Annotated in this window: 15 protein-coding genes; 10 read left to right on the forward strand and 5 right to left on the reverse strand. The window is 40.7% G+C overall.

Annotation, left to right across the window (positions count from 1 at the left end; genetic code table 11):
• Positions 1-141: 141 nt before the first annotated feature.
• From LY11_RS18300 to LY11_RS18330, 7 genes are all read left to right on the forward strand, one after another.
• The gene (locus LY11_RS18300; protein WP_111635091.1) at positions 142-2907 is read left to right on the forward strand and encodes a TonB-dependent receptor; all 2766 of its coding nucleotides are present in this window, start codon (positions 142-144) and stop codon (positions 2905-2907) included.
• Between the two features lie 203 nt (positions 2908-3110).
• On the forward strand, positions 3111-5198 hold the full coding sequence (locus LY11_RS18305) for a peptidylprolyl isomerase (RefSeq protein WP_317048005.1): 2088 nt from the start codon (positions 3111-3113) through the stop codon (positions 5196-5198).
• A 64-nt stretch (positions 5199-5262) separates the two neighbouring features.
• Positions 5263-5778, forward strand: coding sequence for a DUF2480 family protein (locus LY11_RS18310; protein WP_111635093.1), 516 nt, complete (start codon positions 5263-5265; stop codon positions 5776-5778).
• A 32-nt stretch (positions 5779-5810) separates the two neighbouring features.
• Positions 5811-6587 carry a DUF3108 domain-containing protein gene (locus LY11_RS18315; protein WP_111635094.1) on the forward strand — a complete coding sequence of 259 codons (777 nt, stop codon included), beginning with the start codon at positions 5811-5813 and terminating at the stop codon, positions 6585-6587.
• 3 nt (positions 6588-6590) lie between these two features.
• Positions 6591-7157: a DUF3109 family protein gene (locus tag LY11_RS18320; RefSeq protein ID WP_111635095.1), complete on the forward strand. Its 567-nt coding sequence runs from the start codon at positions 6591-6593 to the stop codon at positions 7155-7157.
• 18 nt (positions 7158-7175) lie between these two features.
• The gene (gene rfbA / locus LY11_RS18325) at positions 7176-8036 is read left to right on the forward strand and encodes a glucose-1-phosphate thymidylyltransferase RfbA (RefSeq protein WP_111635096.1); all 861 of its coding nucleotides are present in this window, start codon (positions 7176-7178) and stop codon (positions 8034-8036) included.
• 25 nt (positions 8037-8061) lie between these two features.
• Positions 8062-8934 carry an ROK family protein gene (locus tag LY11_RS18330; protein ID WP_111635097.1) on the forward strand — a complete coding sequence of 291 codons (873 nt, stop codon included), beginning with the start codon at positions 8062-8064 and terminating at the stop codon, positions 8932-8934.
• Positions 8935-8995: 61 nt separating this feature from the next.
• Here LY11_RS18330 and LY11_RS18335 read toward each other — a convergent pair whose 3' ends face one another.
• Entirely contained in the window at positions 8996-10771 is a 1776-nt protein-coding gene (locus LY11_RS18335; RefSeq protein ID WP_111635098.1) for an aminopeptidase P family protein, read from the reverse strand.
• Positions 10772-11003: 232 nt separating this feature from the next.
• Between LY11_RS18335 and LY11_RS18340 the strand changes: the two genes are divergently transcribed.
• Together LY11_RS18340 and LY11_RS18345 are read left to right on the forward strand one after the other, a co-directional pair.
• On the forward strand, positions 11004-11225 hold the full coding sequence (locus LY11_RS18340; protein WP_245952825.1) for a hypothetical protein: 222 nt from the start codon (positions 11004-11006) through the stop codon (positions 11223-11225).
• A gap of 120 nt (positions 11226-11345) precedes the next feature.
• Complete coding sequence (locus LY11_RS18345) at positions 11346-12455, forward strand: HesA/MoeB/ThiF family protein (protein ID WP_111635100.1); 1110 nt, start codon at positions 11346-11348, stop codon at positions 12453-12455.
• A gap of 68 nt (positions 12456-12523) precedes the next feature.
• Here the strand turns inward: LY11_RS18345 and LY11_RS18350 are convergent, their stop codons facing one another.
• The 4 genes from LY11_RS18350 to LY11_RS18365 are packed head-to-tail and all read right to left on the reverse strand — an operon-like array spanning position 12524 to position 16718.
• On the reverse strand, positions 12524-13744 hold the full coding sequence (locus LY11_RS18350; RefSeq protein WP_111635101.1) for an ABC transporter permease: 1221 nt from the start codon (positions 13742-13744) through the stop codon (positions 12524-12526).
• Positions 13745-13755: 11 nt separating this feature from the next.
• A complete protein-coding gene (locus LY11_RS18355; RefSeq protein ID WP_111635102.1) occupies positions 13756-14502 on the reverse strand; it encodes an ABC transporter ATP-binding protein in 747 nt (248 codons plus the stop codon).
• Entirely contained in the window at positions 14499-15746 is a 1248-nt protein-coding gene (locus tag LY11_RS18360) for an efflux RND transporter periplasmic adaptor subunit (RefSeq protein ID WP_111635103.1), read from the reverse strand. The genes LY11_RS18355 and LY11_RS18360 overlap by 4 nt, the downstream gene beginning before the upstream one ends.
• Positions 15747-15749: 3 nt before the next feature.
• Positions 15750-16718 (reverse strand): TolC family protein, encoded by a 969-nt coding sequence (locus LY11_RS18365; RefSeq protein ID WP_111635104.1) that lies wholly within the window; start codon positions 16716-16718, stop codon positions 15750-15752.
• Positions 16719-16766: 48 nt separating this feature from the next.
• On the opposite strand from LY11_RS18365, the gene LY11_RS18370 reads away from it, so the two are divergent.
• Positions 16767-17006, forward strand: a 240-nt coding sequence (locus LY11_RS18370; protein ID WP_146610871.1) for a transposase, incomplete at its 3' end; no start/stop codon positions are given.

Genomic DNA, 17006 nt, shown 5'->3' on the forward strand with positions numbered 1-17006 from the left:
TTATGAAATAAAAATGGAATTCTGATTAAGAATTCCATTTTTATTGGGTTAAAAAATTGGTTTTTAGTGTGATAGGTGAAAAATAGCGTATATTAATGTAATAGAAATAATACCTGAACCAAAACTTATCAACCAAGACCTATGAAAAAACATTTATTAGTAGTTGCCTTGCTGTTCCTCTGTACAGGATTTATCATGGCACAAAAAAAGGCTGTTACCGGAACCGTTATTGACGGGGCCAGTAAAGAAAAGATTCCTGGTGTATCTATCCGGGTAAAGGGAAGTACTTTAAGTACGAGTACCAACCAGAACGGACAATTTTCTATCCTTGCAGGTCCGGCAGATCAGCTGATTTTCAGTTATACAGGTTATACCGCAGTAACAGCGACTGTAGGTGCCAGTACGGAAATGGATATAACCTTAGAAAGTAATACAGCTCAGTTAAATGAAGTGGTATTGATCGGTACGCGTTCTGCGGGCCGGGTAAAGCTAGAAACGGCTGTTCCGGTTGACATTGTGAATGTGAGTAAATCTGCGGCTACAACGGGCCGTATGGAGCTTACTGACATCTTAAATTATGCGGCACCTTCGTTTAATTATAATAAGCAGTCGGGTTCTGATGGGGCGGATCATGTGGAGCTGGGTACCTTAAGAGGTTTAGGGCCTGACCAGACTTTAGTGTTGATTAACGGTAAACGCCGCCACTCTACTGCTTTTGTTTCCGTATTCGGAACACGCGGAAGGGGTAACTCTGGTGTGGACCTGAGTACGATCCCTACAGCTTCAATTGAGCGGGTAGAGATTTTAAGAGACGGGGCATCGGCGCAATATGGCTCTGACGCGATAGCTGGGGTAATTAATATTGTGTTAAAGAAAACGGTGAACCAGTTTAATATCAATGCGGGTTATTCCGGATACTATGACCCCACATTCAATAGTAAAAATAGTGTAGTCGCCAATCAATATCCGCATGGCGGATCAATTGATGGAAATGCAGTCAATGTAGATGCAAACTATGGCTTTAAAATAGGCAAAGAGGGTTTCCTGAACATTACCGCAGATTATTCAAAAAGTGGAAAAACATATAGACAGGTGCGGGACACGACTACTTCAGATCCTAAAGCATTGCCTGTAAATACAGCCAGGCGTGCTAACGGGGACGGTTCGTCTGAGAATGGGACTATTTTTTTTAACAATGAAATCCCATTGAGTCCCAAAACTACTTTCTACAGTTTTGGCGGATACAGTTATAAAGGATCAGATGCTTATGCGTTTTCGAGAAACTTCCTGGCCCGGCCAGATCGTTTTCCGACAACCGGCACTGGTGCGTTGATTCCGGCAGACGGGATCATCTTTAATACACCTGACGGGGATTCTTATTATAATCCGTTAATTGAGACACATAACACGGATGTATCATTTGCTGGTGGTCTGAAAGGAAGTTTTGGGGATGCCTGGGATTGGGATCTGAGTAACAATACAGGAAGTAATAATTTTCATTTTTATGGTGAAAAAACGTTTAACGCATCCTTAGGAGCTGACAAAACACATTTTGATGATGGGGGATCGGCTTTCTTACAAAATACAACTAACCTGAATTTCAGTAAACATTTTGATAAAGTACTGTCTGGTTTTAACCTTGGTTTTGGTGCAGAATACCGTTATGAACGCTATAAAATCTTTTCGGGAGAAGAGGCCTCTTATAAAAATTATGATCCAAATGGGGTAAAAGCGGCAGGTTCGCAAGGCTTTCCGGGTTTCCAGCCTGGTGACGCTGTGAATGCAAACCGTAAAGTATTTGGTGGTTTCGTGGATTTTGAGGTTGACATTACTAAAAAATGGCTGATCGATTTCGCCAACAGGCTGGAGCACTACAATGATTTTGGCTATAACTTCAGCACTAAATTTGCTACCCGTTACAAGCTAACAGATAATTTTAATATCCGTGGTTCGGTAGGTACGGGGTTCCGTGCGCCATCCTTACAGCAAATTAACTATAGTTCGACCTTTACGAATGTTCAGGGCGCTATAATTTCTGAAGTAAAGATCGCACCTAATTACAGTCCGATCACGCAGGCGGCAGGTATTCCCAACCTGAAACAGGAAAAGTCTAAAAATGCAGGTCTTGGATTTACCTTCAAACCGGTTCCTGAATTCAGTATTACTGTAGACGGTTATATCATTAAGGTAACTGATCGTGTTGTACTATCCGGCCAGTTTAGTGCTGACGATACTTCGCTTGACCCTTCCTTTACCAATGCGTTAAAAGCATTACACGTAGGCTCTGCGCAATTCTTCGCTAATGCCGTTAACACGACTAACCGTGGTTTGGATGTGGTGCTGGATTACAATAAAACTATTGGAGATAACCGTTACCGGATGCTGTTTACAGGAAACTTCCAGCATATGACGATTGATAAGGTCAATTATCCGCCTATTCTGGGGAAAACGGAAACTTTACAGGAGACTTTCCTGAGTTCAAGGGAGAAGAAGTTTATCCTGGCTTCTGCACCTTCCGCTAAGTTCTCTTTAAACCCGGAATTCGGGCATAAGGATTTTACTGCGGGTTTGCGTTTTACTTACTTTGGAAAAGTTGAGATCAATGGATATGGCGATGGGTCAAGTATTTACCCGACAGTTCCGGCTGATAATGGTTCCGGCCCGCTGCCAGATCTGTATAATTACAGCGGAAAAGTAGTGAGTGATGTTTATTTCTCTTATAAATTGAACAAGCTCGCCCGGATTACGCTGGGTTCTGATAATATATTTAATGTACATCCTGATTTAGGGTATGTTCAGGGGGCGAAAGGATTTGCTTATAACAATGAACCTGCGGGACCTTTTGATGCGGTGCAAATGGGTGGAAATGGAAGGCGTTTCTTTGTTCGCGTGGGTTTAACGCTATAGTATTTCAGTTAAAAGGATAAAAAACCACACCGGCCGGCTGAGCTTGCCCGTGTGGTTTTTGTGTATTTTATCTGCACTGAAAACTTTATTGAATCAAATTTAAATTTGCTCATATTCAAAAACATTAAATTGTTTTCTTTTTTTGGCAAAAGTTGTATCTTGCGCCCTCTTTAGAAATATAAATAATAGATATTATGGGTTTTATGACATTTTTGCGGAATCGCATGGGCATTATCTTAGTGGGCGCCATCGGTTTTGCAATTGTTGCATTTTTAGTCGGTGATGCAATTAACGTAGGAAAGCCTTTCTGGGCAGCATCTCAAAAAGTTGTTGGGTCAGTAGATGGTGAGGACATCAACATCGATGAATTCGGTCCTAAAGTAGATCAGAATTTACAACAATTCAAACAGCAATACGGTGGTAGTGCTAATCCTCAAATGACAGCTATGGCTGTTGACAACGCATGGAATGGTGAATTGGCTACTTTATTGTTAGCTAAAGAATATCACCGTTTAGGTTTAGGTATTTCCAGCGAAGAATTGTTCGATTTATACCAGGGTAAAAATCCCAGCCCGCTGATCGTTCAATATTTTGGTAATCCTCAAACTGGTCAGGTTGACCGTGCTGCGGTAATCAATTCATTGAAACAACAAGCCTCAAATCCTCAGTTGAAACAACAATGGGATTTACTGGAAGCTGAAGTTGAAAAACAAGCTTTACAGCAGAAATATGCTAACTTAATTAAAAACTCTGTTTACGTAACTTCCATTGAAGCTAACGATGAATATCAGAACAGAAATAAACTGGCTAACTTTAACTATGTAAGCCTGGATTATGCAAGCATTCCTGACGCGTCAGTTAAGCCTTCGCAGTCTGACTATTCAGATTACTACAATAACAACAAGAAAAGATTTGATAATCCAACAGAGACCCGTTCATTTGAATATGTCTCTTTCAGTGTTAATCCAACTAAAGAAGACTCTGCTGCTGTTAAAGGCCAGATTGAAAAATTAGCTTCGGATTTCAAAGCTTCTAAAAGTGATTCTTTATTTGCAGCAGTTAATTCTGATGTAAAAGTTCCATATGCTTATATCAACAAAGGTAAATTAGATCCTAAAATTGATTCAGCAGTATTTGCTTTACCAGCAGGTAGTTTCTACGGACCAGTGTTCAGCGGAAACTCTTACAAACTGGTTAAAGTTATCGATACCCGTTTTTCTCCTGATTCAGTTAAAGCAAGTCACATTCTTTTAGACGCAACTAAATTAGGTGGTGTGGATAAAGCAGAGAAAATGGCTGACTCTTTAAAAAACCTGATTCAAAAAGGAGCAAGTTTTGCTGAATTGGCTAAAACCTACAGTGTAGACGGATCGAAAGATAAAGGTGGTGAGCTGGGTACTTTCTCCAGAGGACAAATGGTCCCTGAATTTGAGAATGCAGCATTTAATGGTCAGGTTGGTGAGCTGAAGGTAGTACGTTCACAGTTCGGTGTACACTTAATTAAAATCGAAAAACAAATTGGTTCTTCTAAAGTAGCTAAACTGGCTTACATTGAGAAAAACCTTACACCAAGCAGCAAAACTAAGGATCAGGCTTATAAAAAAGCATCTAACTTCCTGAATGTAGCTAAAGGTGATAATTTTAGTGCTGAAGCTAAGAAATTAGGTTATACAGTAGCGGTTGCAGATAGAATTACAGGAAGCCAGGGTTATGCGCCAGGACTGGATAATCCCCGTCAGTTGATCCGTGATGCTTTTGCAGCTAAAAAAGGTGACGTGTTAACAGAAGTTTATCAAATGGATAATGCTTTCGTTGTAGCACACGTAACTGACATTAAAGCAAAAGGTATTCTGCCTCTTGATGCTGTTAAAAAGGATATTGAGCCAATGGTAATCAATGCGGTTAAAGCAAAGATGCTGACGGAAAAATTAAACAATGCAGCTAAAGGTGCTGGCAGTCTGGCTCAGGTAGCTCAGAAAGTTGGTAAAACAGTTACTCCTGTTTCTAACATTGTTTTCTCTAACCCTATTGTACCGGGCGCGGCACAGGAAAATAAGCTGATTGGTAGTGTATTTGGTTCAACACCAGGTAAAATGTCCAAGCCAATTGATGGTGAACACGGTGTATATGTATTTACAGTAAACGGATTTACGAATCCTGCACCAATTGGAAATACTTACAAACAAAAAGAAACTATGCGTCAGGTTATTGCTCAGAAGTCATTAGGAGCAGCATTCCAGGCATTGCAAGATAAAAGTGACATAAAAGACAATAGAGTGAAATTCTATTAATCTTATTTTACGTAATTTTGAAACCGGAAGTATATCACTTCCGGTTTTTTTATTTTAAGCGAAAATGGATATTCAGGAAAATATAGTCAATAAGGTTGCTTCCAGTGGTTTGGTTACTTTCAATCTGGAGCTTTACTATGATCAGGGGGAAAGGGTAGTCTATGATATTAAAGATAACCTGTTCCATGGTCTGATGCTTAGAGAAAAGGATTTCAGAGAGTTCATCAAAACCCATGACTGGGCATCTTATACAGGAAAAAATGTAGCAGTGATCTGCAGTGCGGATGCTATTGTGCCTACCTGGGCCTATATGTTACTGGCAAATAAGCTGAAGCCATTTGCAAATGAAGTAGTTTTTGGTAGTTTAGATACGCTGGAAGCTGTTTTATTCAATAAAGCGCTGGCTAAAGTTGATCTTTCAGTTTACCAGGATGCCAGGGTTGTAGTGAAAGGATGTGCAGACATTGATGTTCCGGTATCTGCTTATGTGGAGATCACTTCATTGCTAACTCCGGTAGTTAAAAGTATTATGTATGGTGAACCTTGTTCCACAGTGCCTATCTTTAAACGAAAGGATTAGTATTTTTGGAGGAGTTTTTGTTTAGATCAGGTATGAGGAAATTGTTTTTGCTGTTTGTATTTTTAATTACCATTGCCGATGCTGAAGCTCAGGAGTTACCGTTAAAGAAAGAACCGATCTTTCAGGCAGGGGAAGTTTTATCTTATAGATTGAAATATGGCTTTATCACAGCTGCAGAGGCTACGATTAAAGTTATGAATTCGGACCTCAAATTTGAGGACAATGAGACTTATAAACTGGTAGTTGATGCGAAAACCTCAGGTACCTTCGATATTTTTTATAAAATCAGGGATCATTACGATTCTTATATAGACAAGACTAAACTGACTCCGTATTTTTATCAGGAGGACATCAAAGAAGCAAGTTATACAAGGAAAGATAAGGCGAGGTTTACGCAGGAAACTAAAAAGGTGGTTTCTAATAAGGGAACCTTTACCGCACCAACAAATCAGACCTTTGACCTGGTCTCTGCCTATTATTTTGCCCGCAGTCTGGATATATCCAAACTGAAGATAGGAGAGAAGTTCAAACTGAATTATTTTCTGGGTGATGGTATTCATCAGCTGGAGATTAAGTATGTTGGAAAAGAAGTTGTAAAAAGTAAGTTAGGAAGTATACGTTGTCTGAAATTCAGTCCGTCTATTGAGCCAGGCAGGATCTTCAGAAAAGATAGTGCTTTGTATCTCTGGATTACTGATGATGGCAACAGGGTGCCTGTAAAGGCTCAGGTAGAGATTATCGTGGGCGCAGTTACTATGGAAATTAAATCAGCCGACGGATTAAAATATCCGCTGGCCAAAGAAAAATAAACAATGATAGAAATACAAAATACCCTGATACACGAAGACGTTATACGCGAAAATTTTGTGTGTAACCTGAATAAGTGTAAAGGTATCTGTTGTGTGGAGGGAGATGCAGGAGCACCTTTAGAAGTGGCTGAAACAGCTATTCTTGCGGAGATTTATCCTAAGATAAAACATATGCTTGCGCCTAAAGGGATCGCAGCCATTGAAGAGTACGGTACCTCTGTAGTTGATGCAGATGGTGACCTGACTACCCCATGTGTGGATGGGAACAAAGAATGCGCTTATGTTACTTTCGAGAATGGGATTACTAAATGTGCCATTGAGAAAGCACACGAGCAGGGAATCGTAGACTGGCAAAAACCAATCTCCTGCCATTTATATCCGATCCGGATTACACAATATCCGGAATTTGATGTGCTGAATTATGACAGATGGCATATCTGTTCGGATGCCTGTGCATTCGGAAGGGAACTTAAAGTACCGGTTTATACCTTTTTAAAAGGTCCGCTGATCAGAAAATATGGCGCTGACTGGTATGAGGAATTAGAAAATAGTGTATCTTCAAATCGATAATTTTAAAAATATAATATTTTGAAAGGAATAATTTTAGCAGGGGGGAGCGGCACCAGGTTGCATCCTCTAACTCTGGTCATGAGTAAACAAATGATGCCTGTTTACGACAAACCAATGATTTATTATCCATTGTCCACATTAATGCTGGCTGGAATCAAAGAAATACTGATTATTTCTACCCCTCACGATCTTCCTAATTTTGAAAAACTTCTGGGAGACGGCAGCAGTTTAGGCTGTAAATTTACTTATGCTGTTCAGCATGAACCTAATGGTCTGGCCCAGGCTTTCGTTATTGGAGCCGACTTTATAGGAACGGATAAAGTTGCGCTTGTTTTAGGGGATAACATTTTCTACGGGGATGGTATGGCTAAGTTATTACAGGCAAGTTCTGATCCTGAAGGCGGAGTTGTTTTTGCTTACCGCGTATCTGATCCTGAACGATATGGTGTCGTAGAATTCGACGCAGATAAAAAGGCCATATCTATTGAAGAAAAACCTATAGCACCGAAATCTGATTATGCAGTTCCGGGGTTATATTTTTATGATAACAGCGTGGTAGAAATCGCGAAAAATATCAAACCTTCTCCACGTGGTGAATATGAAATTACTGATGTCAATAAAGTATACCTTGAACAAGGGAAGTTAAAAGTTGGTGTTTTGAGCCGTGGAACAGCCTGGCTGGATACAGGAACTTTCGCCTCTTTAATGCAGGCCGGACAGTTTGTACAGGTTATTGAAGAGCGTCAGGGTTTGAAAATCGGATGTATTGAAGAAGTAGCTTACAGAATGGGCTTTATTGATGCTGAACAACTATGCAAAATAGCTACTCCGCTTGTTAAAAGTGGATACGGTGCTTATTTGCTGAAAATTATCAAATAAATTTAAAACAATCTTAACCAGAAACATGAATTATAATTTGCCTGAACTGCCTTATATAGGGGTAGATATTGGAGGCTCTCATATTACAGCAGCACATGTAGGTGCTGCTGATTTGAAAGTAATAAAAAATTCGCTGATCAGAGAACGTGTAGCTTCTATGGAAGGTGCCGATGTAATTATTAAATCCTGGGTGGATGCTTTATTGCCGCTGATTCAAAATCAGGGCGAAGAAAGTACCTATGTTGGTATCGCAATGCCCGGACCTTTCGATTACGAAAAAGGTATCTCCCTGATGAAAGGAACTAAAAAATATGACTCTTTATATGGGTTAAATGTTTTAGAAATATTGGCAGAAAAATTAAATATCCCTACGAGTCATATTCTTTTCAGAAATGATGCTGAATCGTTTTTGCATGGTGAATTGGCTTCCGGAGCAGTAGCAGGAGAGAAACGTGCATTAGGGATCACGCTTGGGACAGGATTAGGTTCTGCAAGTAATTGTCAAGGTAAAACTGTAGATTCAGACCGCGCCTTTCTTCCATTCAAAGACAGTATTGCTGAAGAGTATATTTCTACCAGGTGGTTTTCAAAACGTTATAAAGAGCTAACCGGAAAAGACATTAAAAACGTAGAATCTCTGCTTGAATCTGATGACCAGGCAATCAAAGATCAGATCTTTGAAGAGTTTGGACAAAACCTTGCAAGTTTCCTGAATGATTTTATTGCTGAAGAAAAACCTGATGTGATTGTGATCGGTGGCAATATAGCCAAGACATGGGATTGTTTTATTCCGGAAGTTAAAAAGCATCTTCAAGATCAGCATGTAACTTTAAAACAGAGCATCATGTGGGAAGACGCAGCTTTAGTTGGCGCGGCTTATAGCTGGCAGCTGGCTTAAGATAAAGCATCTTAAAAAGGAAAGCGCCGTTCTCTGTTTAACAGAGAGCGGCGCTTTTTATTTATATAGCTTTGGTGGCTTCTTTCAGCCAGTTACTTTCTTCCTGATTTAGTCTTGGGCTTAGTTTTTCAAAAACATCAGCATGGTAATTGTTCAGCCAGTCGATCTGTGATTGATCCAGCAGTTCCTTTTTCACAATCGTCGTATTGATCGGAGCAATGGTCAGTGTTTCAAAACCATAAAATTCATTAAACTCATTCACTTCAATAGCGATGGTCTGTACCAGGTTTTCAATCCGGATACCGTGTCTTCCCGGACGGTACACTCCTGGTTCAATAGAGGTGATCATACCCAGTTCTATAGCAACCGGAGTATTGGTTGGGTTGAATACTTGCGGGCCTTCATGTACATTCAGGAAATAACCTACACCATGACCTGTTCCATGACCATAATTGATCGCGTAATCCCATAGTGGTTTTCTGGTGATGGCATCGATCTGGTATCCGCAGGTTCCTTTAGGGAATTTTGCTTTACAGCCGTCAATCATACCTTTCAGCACAAGTGTATAATCCGTTTCTTCCTGTTCGGTCGTAATGCCCATTGGAATAGTACGGGTAATATCCGTTGTGCCATAAAAATACTGGCCTCCCGAATCTACCAGGAACAGACTTTCAGGAATTACTTCTGCATCACTTTCTGCTGAAGGTGAATAATGTGGTAATGCACCATGTGCTCTGAAGGCACTGATCGTTGTAAAACTATCGCCGATAAAGCCATCTTGTGCTGCTCTGTATTCGCGTAATTGTGCAGCTGCAGAAAGTTCAGTAATCTTGGTTTTTCCAATTGTATCTTCTACCCATTTTAGAAACCTGGTGATCGCAACACCATCTTTAAGCATGGCCTCCCGGGTATTCGTAATTTCCGTTTCGTTCTTCACAGCTTTCAGATTCGCAGAAGGATTGGTTTCCTTAATAATCTTTACCGAAGCAGGTACCAGCTTTGCATAAGCGTAGCAGTTACGTTTAGGGTCTATAAAGATGGAAGTGCCTGCAGGAAGCTTTGTCAGGGCGCGTTCAATTTCTTCGTAAGGAAGTACTTCAACACCGCTTTTAAGCAGGGTTACCTTTTCATCTGCTGTTAATTTATCCGGGTTGATGAATAAAGTAGCATGGTCCTGATTAATCAGCGCGAAGGCTAACACTACAGGGTTAAAGTTTACATCTTTACCCCTGATATTGAATAACCAGGCAATATCATCCAGCGAAGAAACCAGGTGATGATCTGCCTGATGTTTAACTAAGGCGGTTCTTACTTCAGTTAACTTACTGTTTACCGATTGTCCGATATGTTCATCTGCAATTAAAAATGCAGCATCAACTGGTAACGATGGGCGGTTTTCCCAGATCGGGCTTAAATAATCTTTGCTGACTAATTGAATATCCCTGATTGCTAATTGCTGGGTAAGCAGATCGCCTAATAAAACAGAAAGCAATTTCTCATTGGTCGCTACGATAGCGCCTTTGTCCAATTTTTCATTTAACCACTGTATATATTCTGGTGCATGCTGAACTTTTTGTCTGACCAGTTCAAAACCGCTCCCTGCTAATTGTGCAGTTCCTTGTTCGAAATATCTGAAATCAGTCCACAGGCCAGCAAAATCGTGTGTAATTACTAAGGTGCCTGCAGAACCAGTAAACCCCGAAGTAAAGGGAATACATTTATAATGTTTTGGCAGGTATTCACTGATATGAGGATCAGCAGATGGGATGATATAGGCCTGTACATTATCGGCCTTCATTTGTTTACGTATTTCGCGTAGTTTATCCTGATATGTCATATTGCAAATGTTGTTGTATAGAATTTGATGTCCAAATTTAACGAATTTATTTACACGCTTGAGACAATGGATGTTTTGAAGACAGGGCAGAAAAAAATAGTAGCCCGAAAAAGTGGTCTAAATAGATTATAGGCTGAATTTTCAATTATTCTTTAGCAATAGCAACAAAAAGACGCTGTTATAGGAGTTTTAATTTATCTTTGGGGTCGAGGAGAAGAATATGGGATTGAAAATGCGTATAACGTATAGAGACACAGATTATGTGTACGAAATTATAGATGGTGCAGCAATAAATAAGGAAACTACCGAATTGAAAATAATTTTAAACGGGCAGCCGGTAACTTTATTGAAAAACGTTAATCAGGTTTGGATGCAGCAGGAGAGTGAATTTACTATTGAACCTGATCTTGCGCAGGCTTTAGGAAGATCTGTATCTTTGCGCTACCGTATGTAATTACAACCCAATATCCCTCAGAAAAGCTCTATCACTTTTGATTACGTCAGGATACCTGTTCTTTTTCGGGAGTTTTTCAATGCGCTATCTTTATGTTAACATCATTTTCTGAAGGTTAAAATGAATATAAAAGGCGAAGCACGCTATCAGCGGCAAATATTACTTAAAGATTTTGGATCGGGTGGTCAGCAGAAACTCTTTAACGCGAAAGTACTGGTTATTGGTGCTGGCGGGTTGGGGTGTCCCGTTTTACAATACCTCGCTGCGGCTGGTATCGGTACTTTGGGCATTGTAGACCATGACGTGGTGGAATTAAGTAACCTGCACAGACAAATTTTATATACTGTTGCAGATGTGGGGCTTTCAAAGGCATTCTGTGCAGCAGAAAGATTAAAGAAATTCAACCCTGATATTACCATTATCCCTTACCAGGTACAATTGACGAATCAGAATGCGGTATCAATTTTAAGTGAATTCGATATTGTAATTGACGGATCAGATAACTTCCCGACCCGGTATATGATCAACGATGCCTGTGTATTATTAGACAAACCTTTAATTTATGGTGCATTATCAGAATCCGAAGGACAGGTTGCCATCTTTAATGTGGCAGGTGCTGATGGCGTTAAAGTAAATTACAGAGATATTTTTCCAACTGCCCCACAACCGGGTGAAGTTTTAAATTGTTCGGAGGCAGGAGTCCTGGGTGTTTTACCAGGCATTATCGGAACCATGCAGGCCAGTGAGGCCATCAAACTGATTTCAGGAGCAGGAATGCCGCTGATCAACAAAATGATCATCTATAACCTGTATTCTGGCGAAACTTATAAACTCAAATTGTCACCTGCAGATTTAGCAGAGGCAGCTTTACCTGCTAATCTGGAAGCTTTCGCCCAAATGGACTATCAATGGTTTTGCGGATTTAAGCAACAAACCGGAGAAGTTAAAGAAATGAGCCCGGGAGAGTTTAACGCGGTGAAACAAGCAGAGGATTTCACCATTATTGATGTGCGTGAACCAGACGAACTTCCTGCAGCATCCGGATTTGACTATATGAGTTTACCCTTATCTGTGCTAAGAAAGCAGATTCCACCCCTTCAGGGAAATAAAGTGATTTTGTTCTGTCACTCTGGGATCAGAAGTATAATTGCAGGAGAATTATTGCTCGAAGCTTATCCCGATAAAGAATTCTATAGCCTTAAAGGTGGCATTTTACGGATGAATTTTTAACAGATAAGGACGCAAAAGTTGTCAATGGGGACAGAAAAAAGCAAGAACATATTTTCTGTCCCGGTTAATTATTCATAACGCAACGCTTCAATAGGGTCCAGACGGGAAGCTTTTAAGGCAGGATAATAGCCAAAGAAGATCCCTGTTACAGCGCAGACCAAAAAGGAAATCACAATAGAGAACTCAGAAATTACAGTCGGCCAGTTCAGCATTTTTGGGACAATCAATGCCGCAGATACCCCGATCACCACCCCAATTACACCACCTGTAATACTGATCATAACTGCTTCAATCAAAAACTGAAGCAGAATATCAATCCCTCTTGCCCCAATAGACATTCTTAACCCTATTTCACGTGTCCTTTCGGTTACAGAAACATACATGATGTTCATAATTCCAATGCCGCCGATCACCAAAGAAATACTGGCTACCGCAGTCAGCAAAGCGGTCATCATACTGCTGGTAGAATTCATCATGGTCATCAGCTCTGCCTGTGTTCTGACCTGAAAATCATTATCCTGGTTCTGTCTTAAACGGTGAGACTCCCTTAAAATCGAATTGATTTCATTAACCGCAGCATCAGAAGCCCCTTCATTAATCGCAGAAGCATAAATACTCCCAAAATAAATAGAAGAAGTTATTCTTTTTTGAATGGTCGTGTAAGGCGCAATAATCAGGTCATCCTGATCCTGTCCGAAATTACTGTATCCTTTAGGAACCAGCACACCGATAACCTGGAATGGGATTTTCCCAAACCTGATCACTTTCCCTATCGGATCTTCCCCATTCGGGAAAAGATTGTCAACCACCGTTTTACCCAGTAAACAAACTTTGGCTGATGCTCTTACATCTTGCTCGGAAAATACAATTCCCTCTTTGATGACCAGTTTTCTGATGTCCAGGTACTCCGGACTCACACCCTGTATATTTGTCGGCCAGTTATTGGCTCCATTAATGGCCTGTCCACTGGAGGAAGCTAAAGGAGAGAGAGTCGCTAGATCAGGTGCATTTTTCTTCATCGCCTCTACATCCTTATAAGTTAAAGTTTTAAAGCTGCTTCCGCCTAATCTTGCTCCGCCGGGTTCATTACTGTAAGGGGTAATCGTAATCATATTAGACCCCATACTGGATAGCGAGGCATTAATACTTTCCTTTGAACCTTCCCCAATGGACATCATGGTGATTACAGAACCAACGCCTATAATGATCCCAAGCATGGTAAGCAAGGCACGTAATTTATTGCGCTCTAAAGCTAAGAGGGCAAGTCTGATCAGATTAACGAGTTTCATAATCGTATATTTTAATAATCATCTGCTGCGGGCAGAGCAGCTAAAGCCTCTTTCGCAGAACGATGGTTGGTATTCATGGAATCTTTTTGAACCTTTCCGTCTCTAAGCATGATCGTTCTGCTGCTGAAACCTGCAATATCAGGCTCATGGGTAACGAACACAATTGTTTTCCCATTCTGATTCAGGTCCTGCATCAGTGCCATAATCTCATAGGATGTTCGCGTGTCCAGGTTACCCGTAGCCTCATCCGCAAGAATCATGACCGGTTCATTGACCAAAGCCCTTGCAATTGCTACACGCTGCTGCTGGCCACCAGACAACTGATTCGGCGTATGGTCAAATCGTCCATCCAGCTTTACCGCTTGCAAAGCTGCAATTGCCCGCTCTTTTCTCTCTTTTGAGCCTATTGCAGGATTATAAAGCAATGGCAACTCTACATTTTCCAGTGCCGTAGTGCGGGGCAATAAATTATAAGCCTGAAAGACGAAACCAATTTTTGTATTCCTGAGTTTGGCCAGTTCATCCCTGGAAAGCTCTTTGACATTAACTTTGTCGAGCATATAAATCCCATCAGTAGGCTTATCCAGGCATCCAAGCATGTTTAATAATGTCGTTTTTCCTGAACCGCTGCTACCCATAATGGTTACAAACTCTCCTGCATTCACCTCGAATGATACTCCTTTTAATGCCCTGACAATTTCAGTACCCATGGTAAACTCACGTTTTACATTCAGGATTTCAAGAATCTTGTTGCTCATCGTTTTCTTCCTCCCGGTCTTTGTGGCATAAACGGACTCTTTACACCCGCAGCATTAGCGGCAGCAACAGATTCAGTTCCGGTCACTACGACCTCATTATCATTTAATCCACTTAATACCTGCACATGATTATTATCATTCAACCCAGTTTTAATCTTTTTCTGAATCAGTTTGTTACCCTGTAAAACCCAGACATAACTATCAGGAACTTTCACCGTTTCAGATTTTGAGGTACTGTCTGAAGTTTGTTTCATCTTTTTATTGCCCTGTCCTTTACCTCCATGGCGGTTTTCAGGAGCAGGTACAAGCTCATATTGTTTCTTTAAGGCAGAGTCCGGGTTAAACTTGATGGCTTGCACAGAAATCAGCGAAGCATCCTTAACCTCCTTCGTATAAATTACAATATTGGCTGTCATCCCTGGCTTAAGCTTTTTATCATCGTTTGGCGCATCAATAAGCGTAGAATAAGTTACTACGTTTGCTGATATAGAAGGCTGCAGCCGGATTTCTTTGACCGTACCATTAAAAGTATCATCGATAAAAGCATCTACTGTAAAAGATGCTCTCAGCCCTACAACAACATTACCTATGTCAGCCTCATCCACCTTGGCCTGTACCTGCATTTTGGTAATGTCCTTTGCGATGGTAAAAATTGTAGGTGTATTGAAACTAGCCGCCAGCGTTTGCCCTATATTCACACTTCTGCCCAGCACAACACCATCAATAGGTGAGTAGATCTGTGTGAAAGAAAGGTTCCTTTCTGCTGCACGTAATTGTGCCTGCGCACTATTTACCGTTGCCTTAGCGACCTGGTAAGTATTTAAAGCGATGTCATAATCCTGTTTACTAATTGATCCGGTTTCAAACAATTGCTTTTGACGGTTAAAGTTGGCAGCCTGGTAACTCTGATTACTCTGTGCCTGCGCTACGCCCGCTTTGGCCTGATCGACTGTAGCCATGATCAATGTCTTGTCCAATTGTGCAACAAGCTGTCCCTTTTTTACTGTAGAGTTGAAATCGGCGTATAAAGCAGATACTGTTCCTGATACCTGCGTACCTACAGTAACGGTATCGACCGGCTGTATCGTCCCGGTTGCTGTTACACTTGTGGAGATTGCGCCCTTACTTATTGTTTCTGTTGTTAAAACAACAGGTTTTTCTTTTGCTCTTAAGAAAAAGAACCAAACCAGACCAGCTAAAACAATCACTGAGACTATAATTAACCTAATTTTTTTAGACTTCATGACTTATAATTTAATGGGTGTTCCCAGGTAAAAGGAGTAAATTCTTGCAGCCAGTGCGGCATTATATTTTGCTTGGATATAAGATTGCATGGCCTGTACATATAGATTTCGCTGTTGATAAAAGGCGACGATATTAAATACGCCGATCTTTAACTCCTGAGTGGCTATGCGGTAAACTTCCGTGTTATATTTTAGTTGTTCAATAGCGGAAACCAATTGACTCTGGGAGTTCTGAGCGGTTATGTAAGCTTTTTCTGTTGTTAGTGCTAATGTAGTTTTTGTGTTTTCCAGGGCCAGATCAGACTGAATAGCCTGTATTTTTGCTTTGGCTACATTGGTCTTATTGATTCTGTTGGTGAAAATCGGAACAGAGAGCGTTAGCCCGCCCTGTTGATAGAAATTATTATCAAACTGTTTGAAAGCATTATAAGTCGGGTCATTTGCATAACTGGTCCCTATTCCAGCTCCCAGAGTTAAAGTTGGGAGATAACCAGATTTTGCTTTATCCACATCAAATGCTGCGATGCGTACCCCAAGTTCTGCATTTTTAATTTCAGGTCTGTTCTGTAAGGCATAAGTTTGCACCGTTTGCAAATCCGGGATAGCTTGATCAGCAATTACAGTATCGGGTTTCACCACATCAAAAACATGCGTTGCAGGCAGCTGTAATAACTGTTTTAAAGTTATTTTATCCTGGCGCTCTGCATTTTGGGCAGTGATCAGATTATAATGATCTCCGGCAAGTTGCGCCTGAAATTGGGCAACATCCTTTTTTGCCGCAGTACCCACCTCAAAAAGATGTTGTGTCTGAGCAAGCTGTGCAGTAGATGTTTTAACCAGGTCCTGATTATACACGATACTTTCCTTATCAAGCAGAATACTTAAATAGGCTTGCGTAATTGCTAAAGTAATATCATTCTCAGTAGAAAGAACCGTGAAGTTTGCGGACTGAACAGCGAGTGGACTTGCTATATTTGAGTAGACACGGAGTTAAGGGATTTACATACCTTAACAGAAATTATGTCACGAGAGAGAAAAGCATACCCGAAGGAGTTCAAACTGATGAGTGTTGAACTGAGTTACACCCGCCCAGATCTAACGACCCTTGCGAAGGAATTGGATATCAACGTCACGTTATTATATAGATGGCGGAAGGAATTTTCAAGTAAGCAAGGCAGTAGTTTCCCTGGTAATGGGAATGTTATCCTCAGCGCAGCCGAGCAAGAAGTGGCTAATTTGAAAAAAGAACTGCGTGAAACG

Source organism: Pedobacter cryoconitis, assembly GCF_003259615.1.
In the GTDB taxonomy this organism is placed as follows: domain Bacteria; phylum Bacteroidota; class Bacteroidia; order Sphingobacteriales; family Sphingobacteriaceae; genus Pedobacter; species Pedobacter cryoconitis.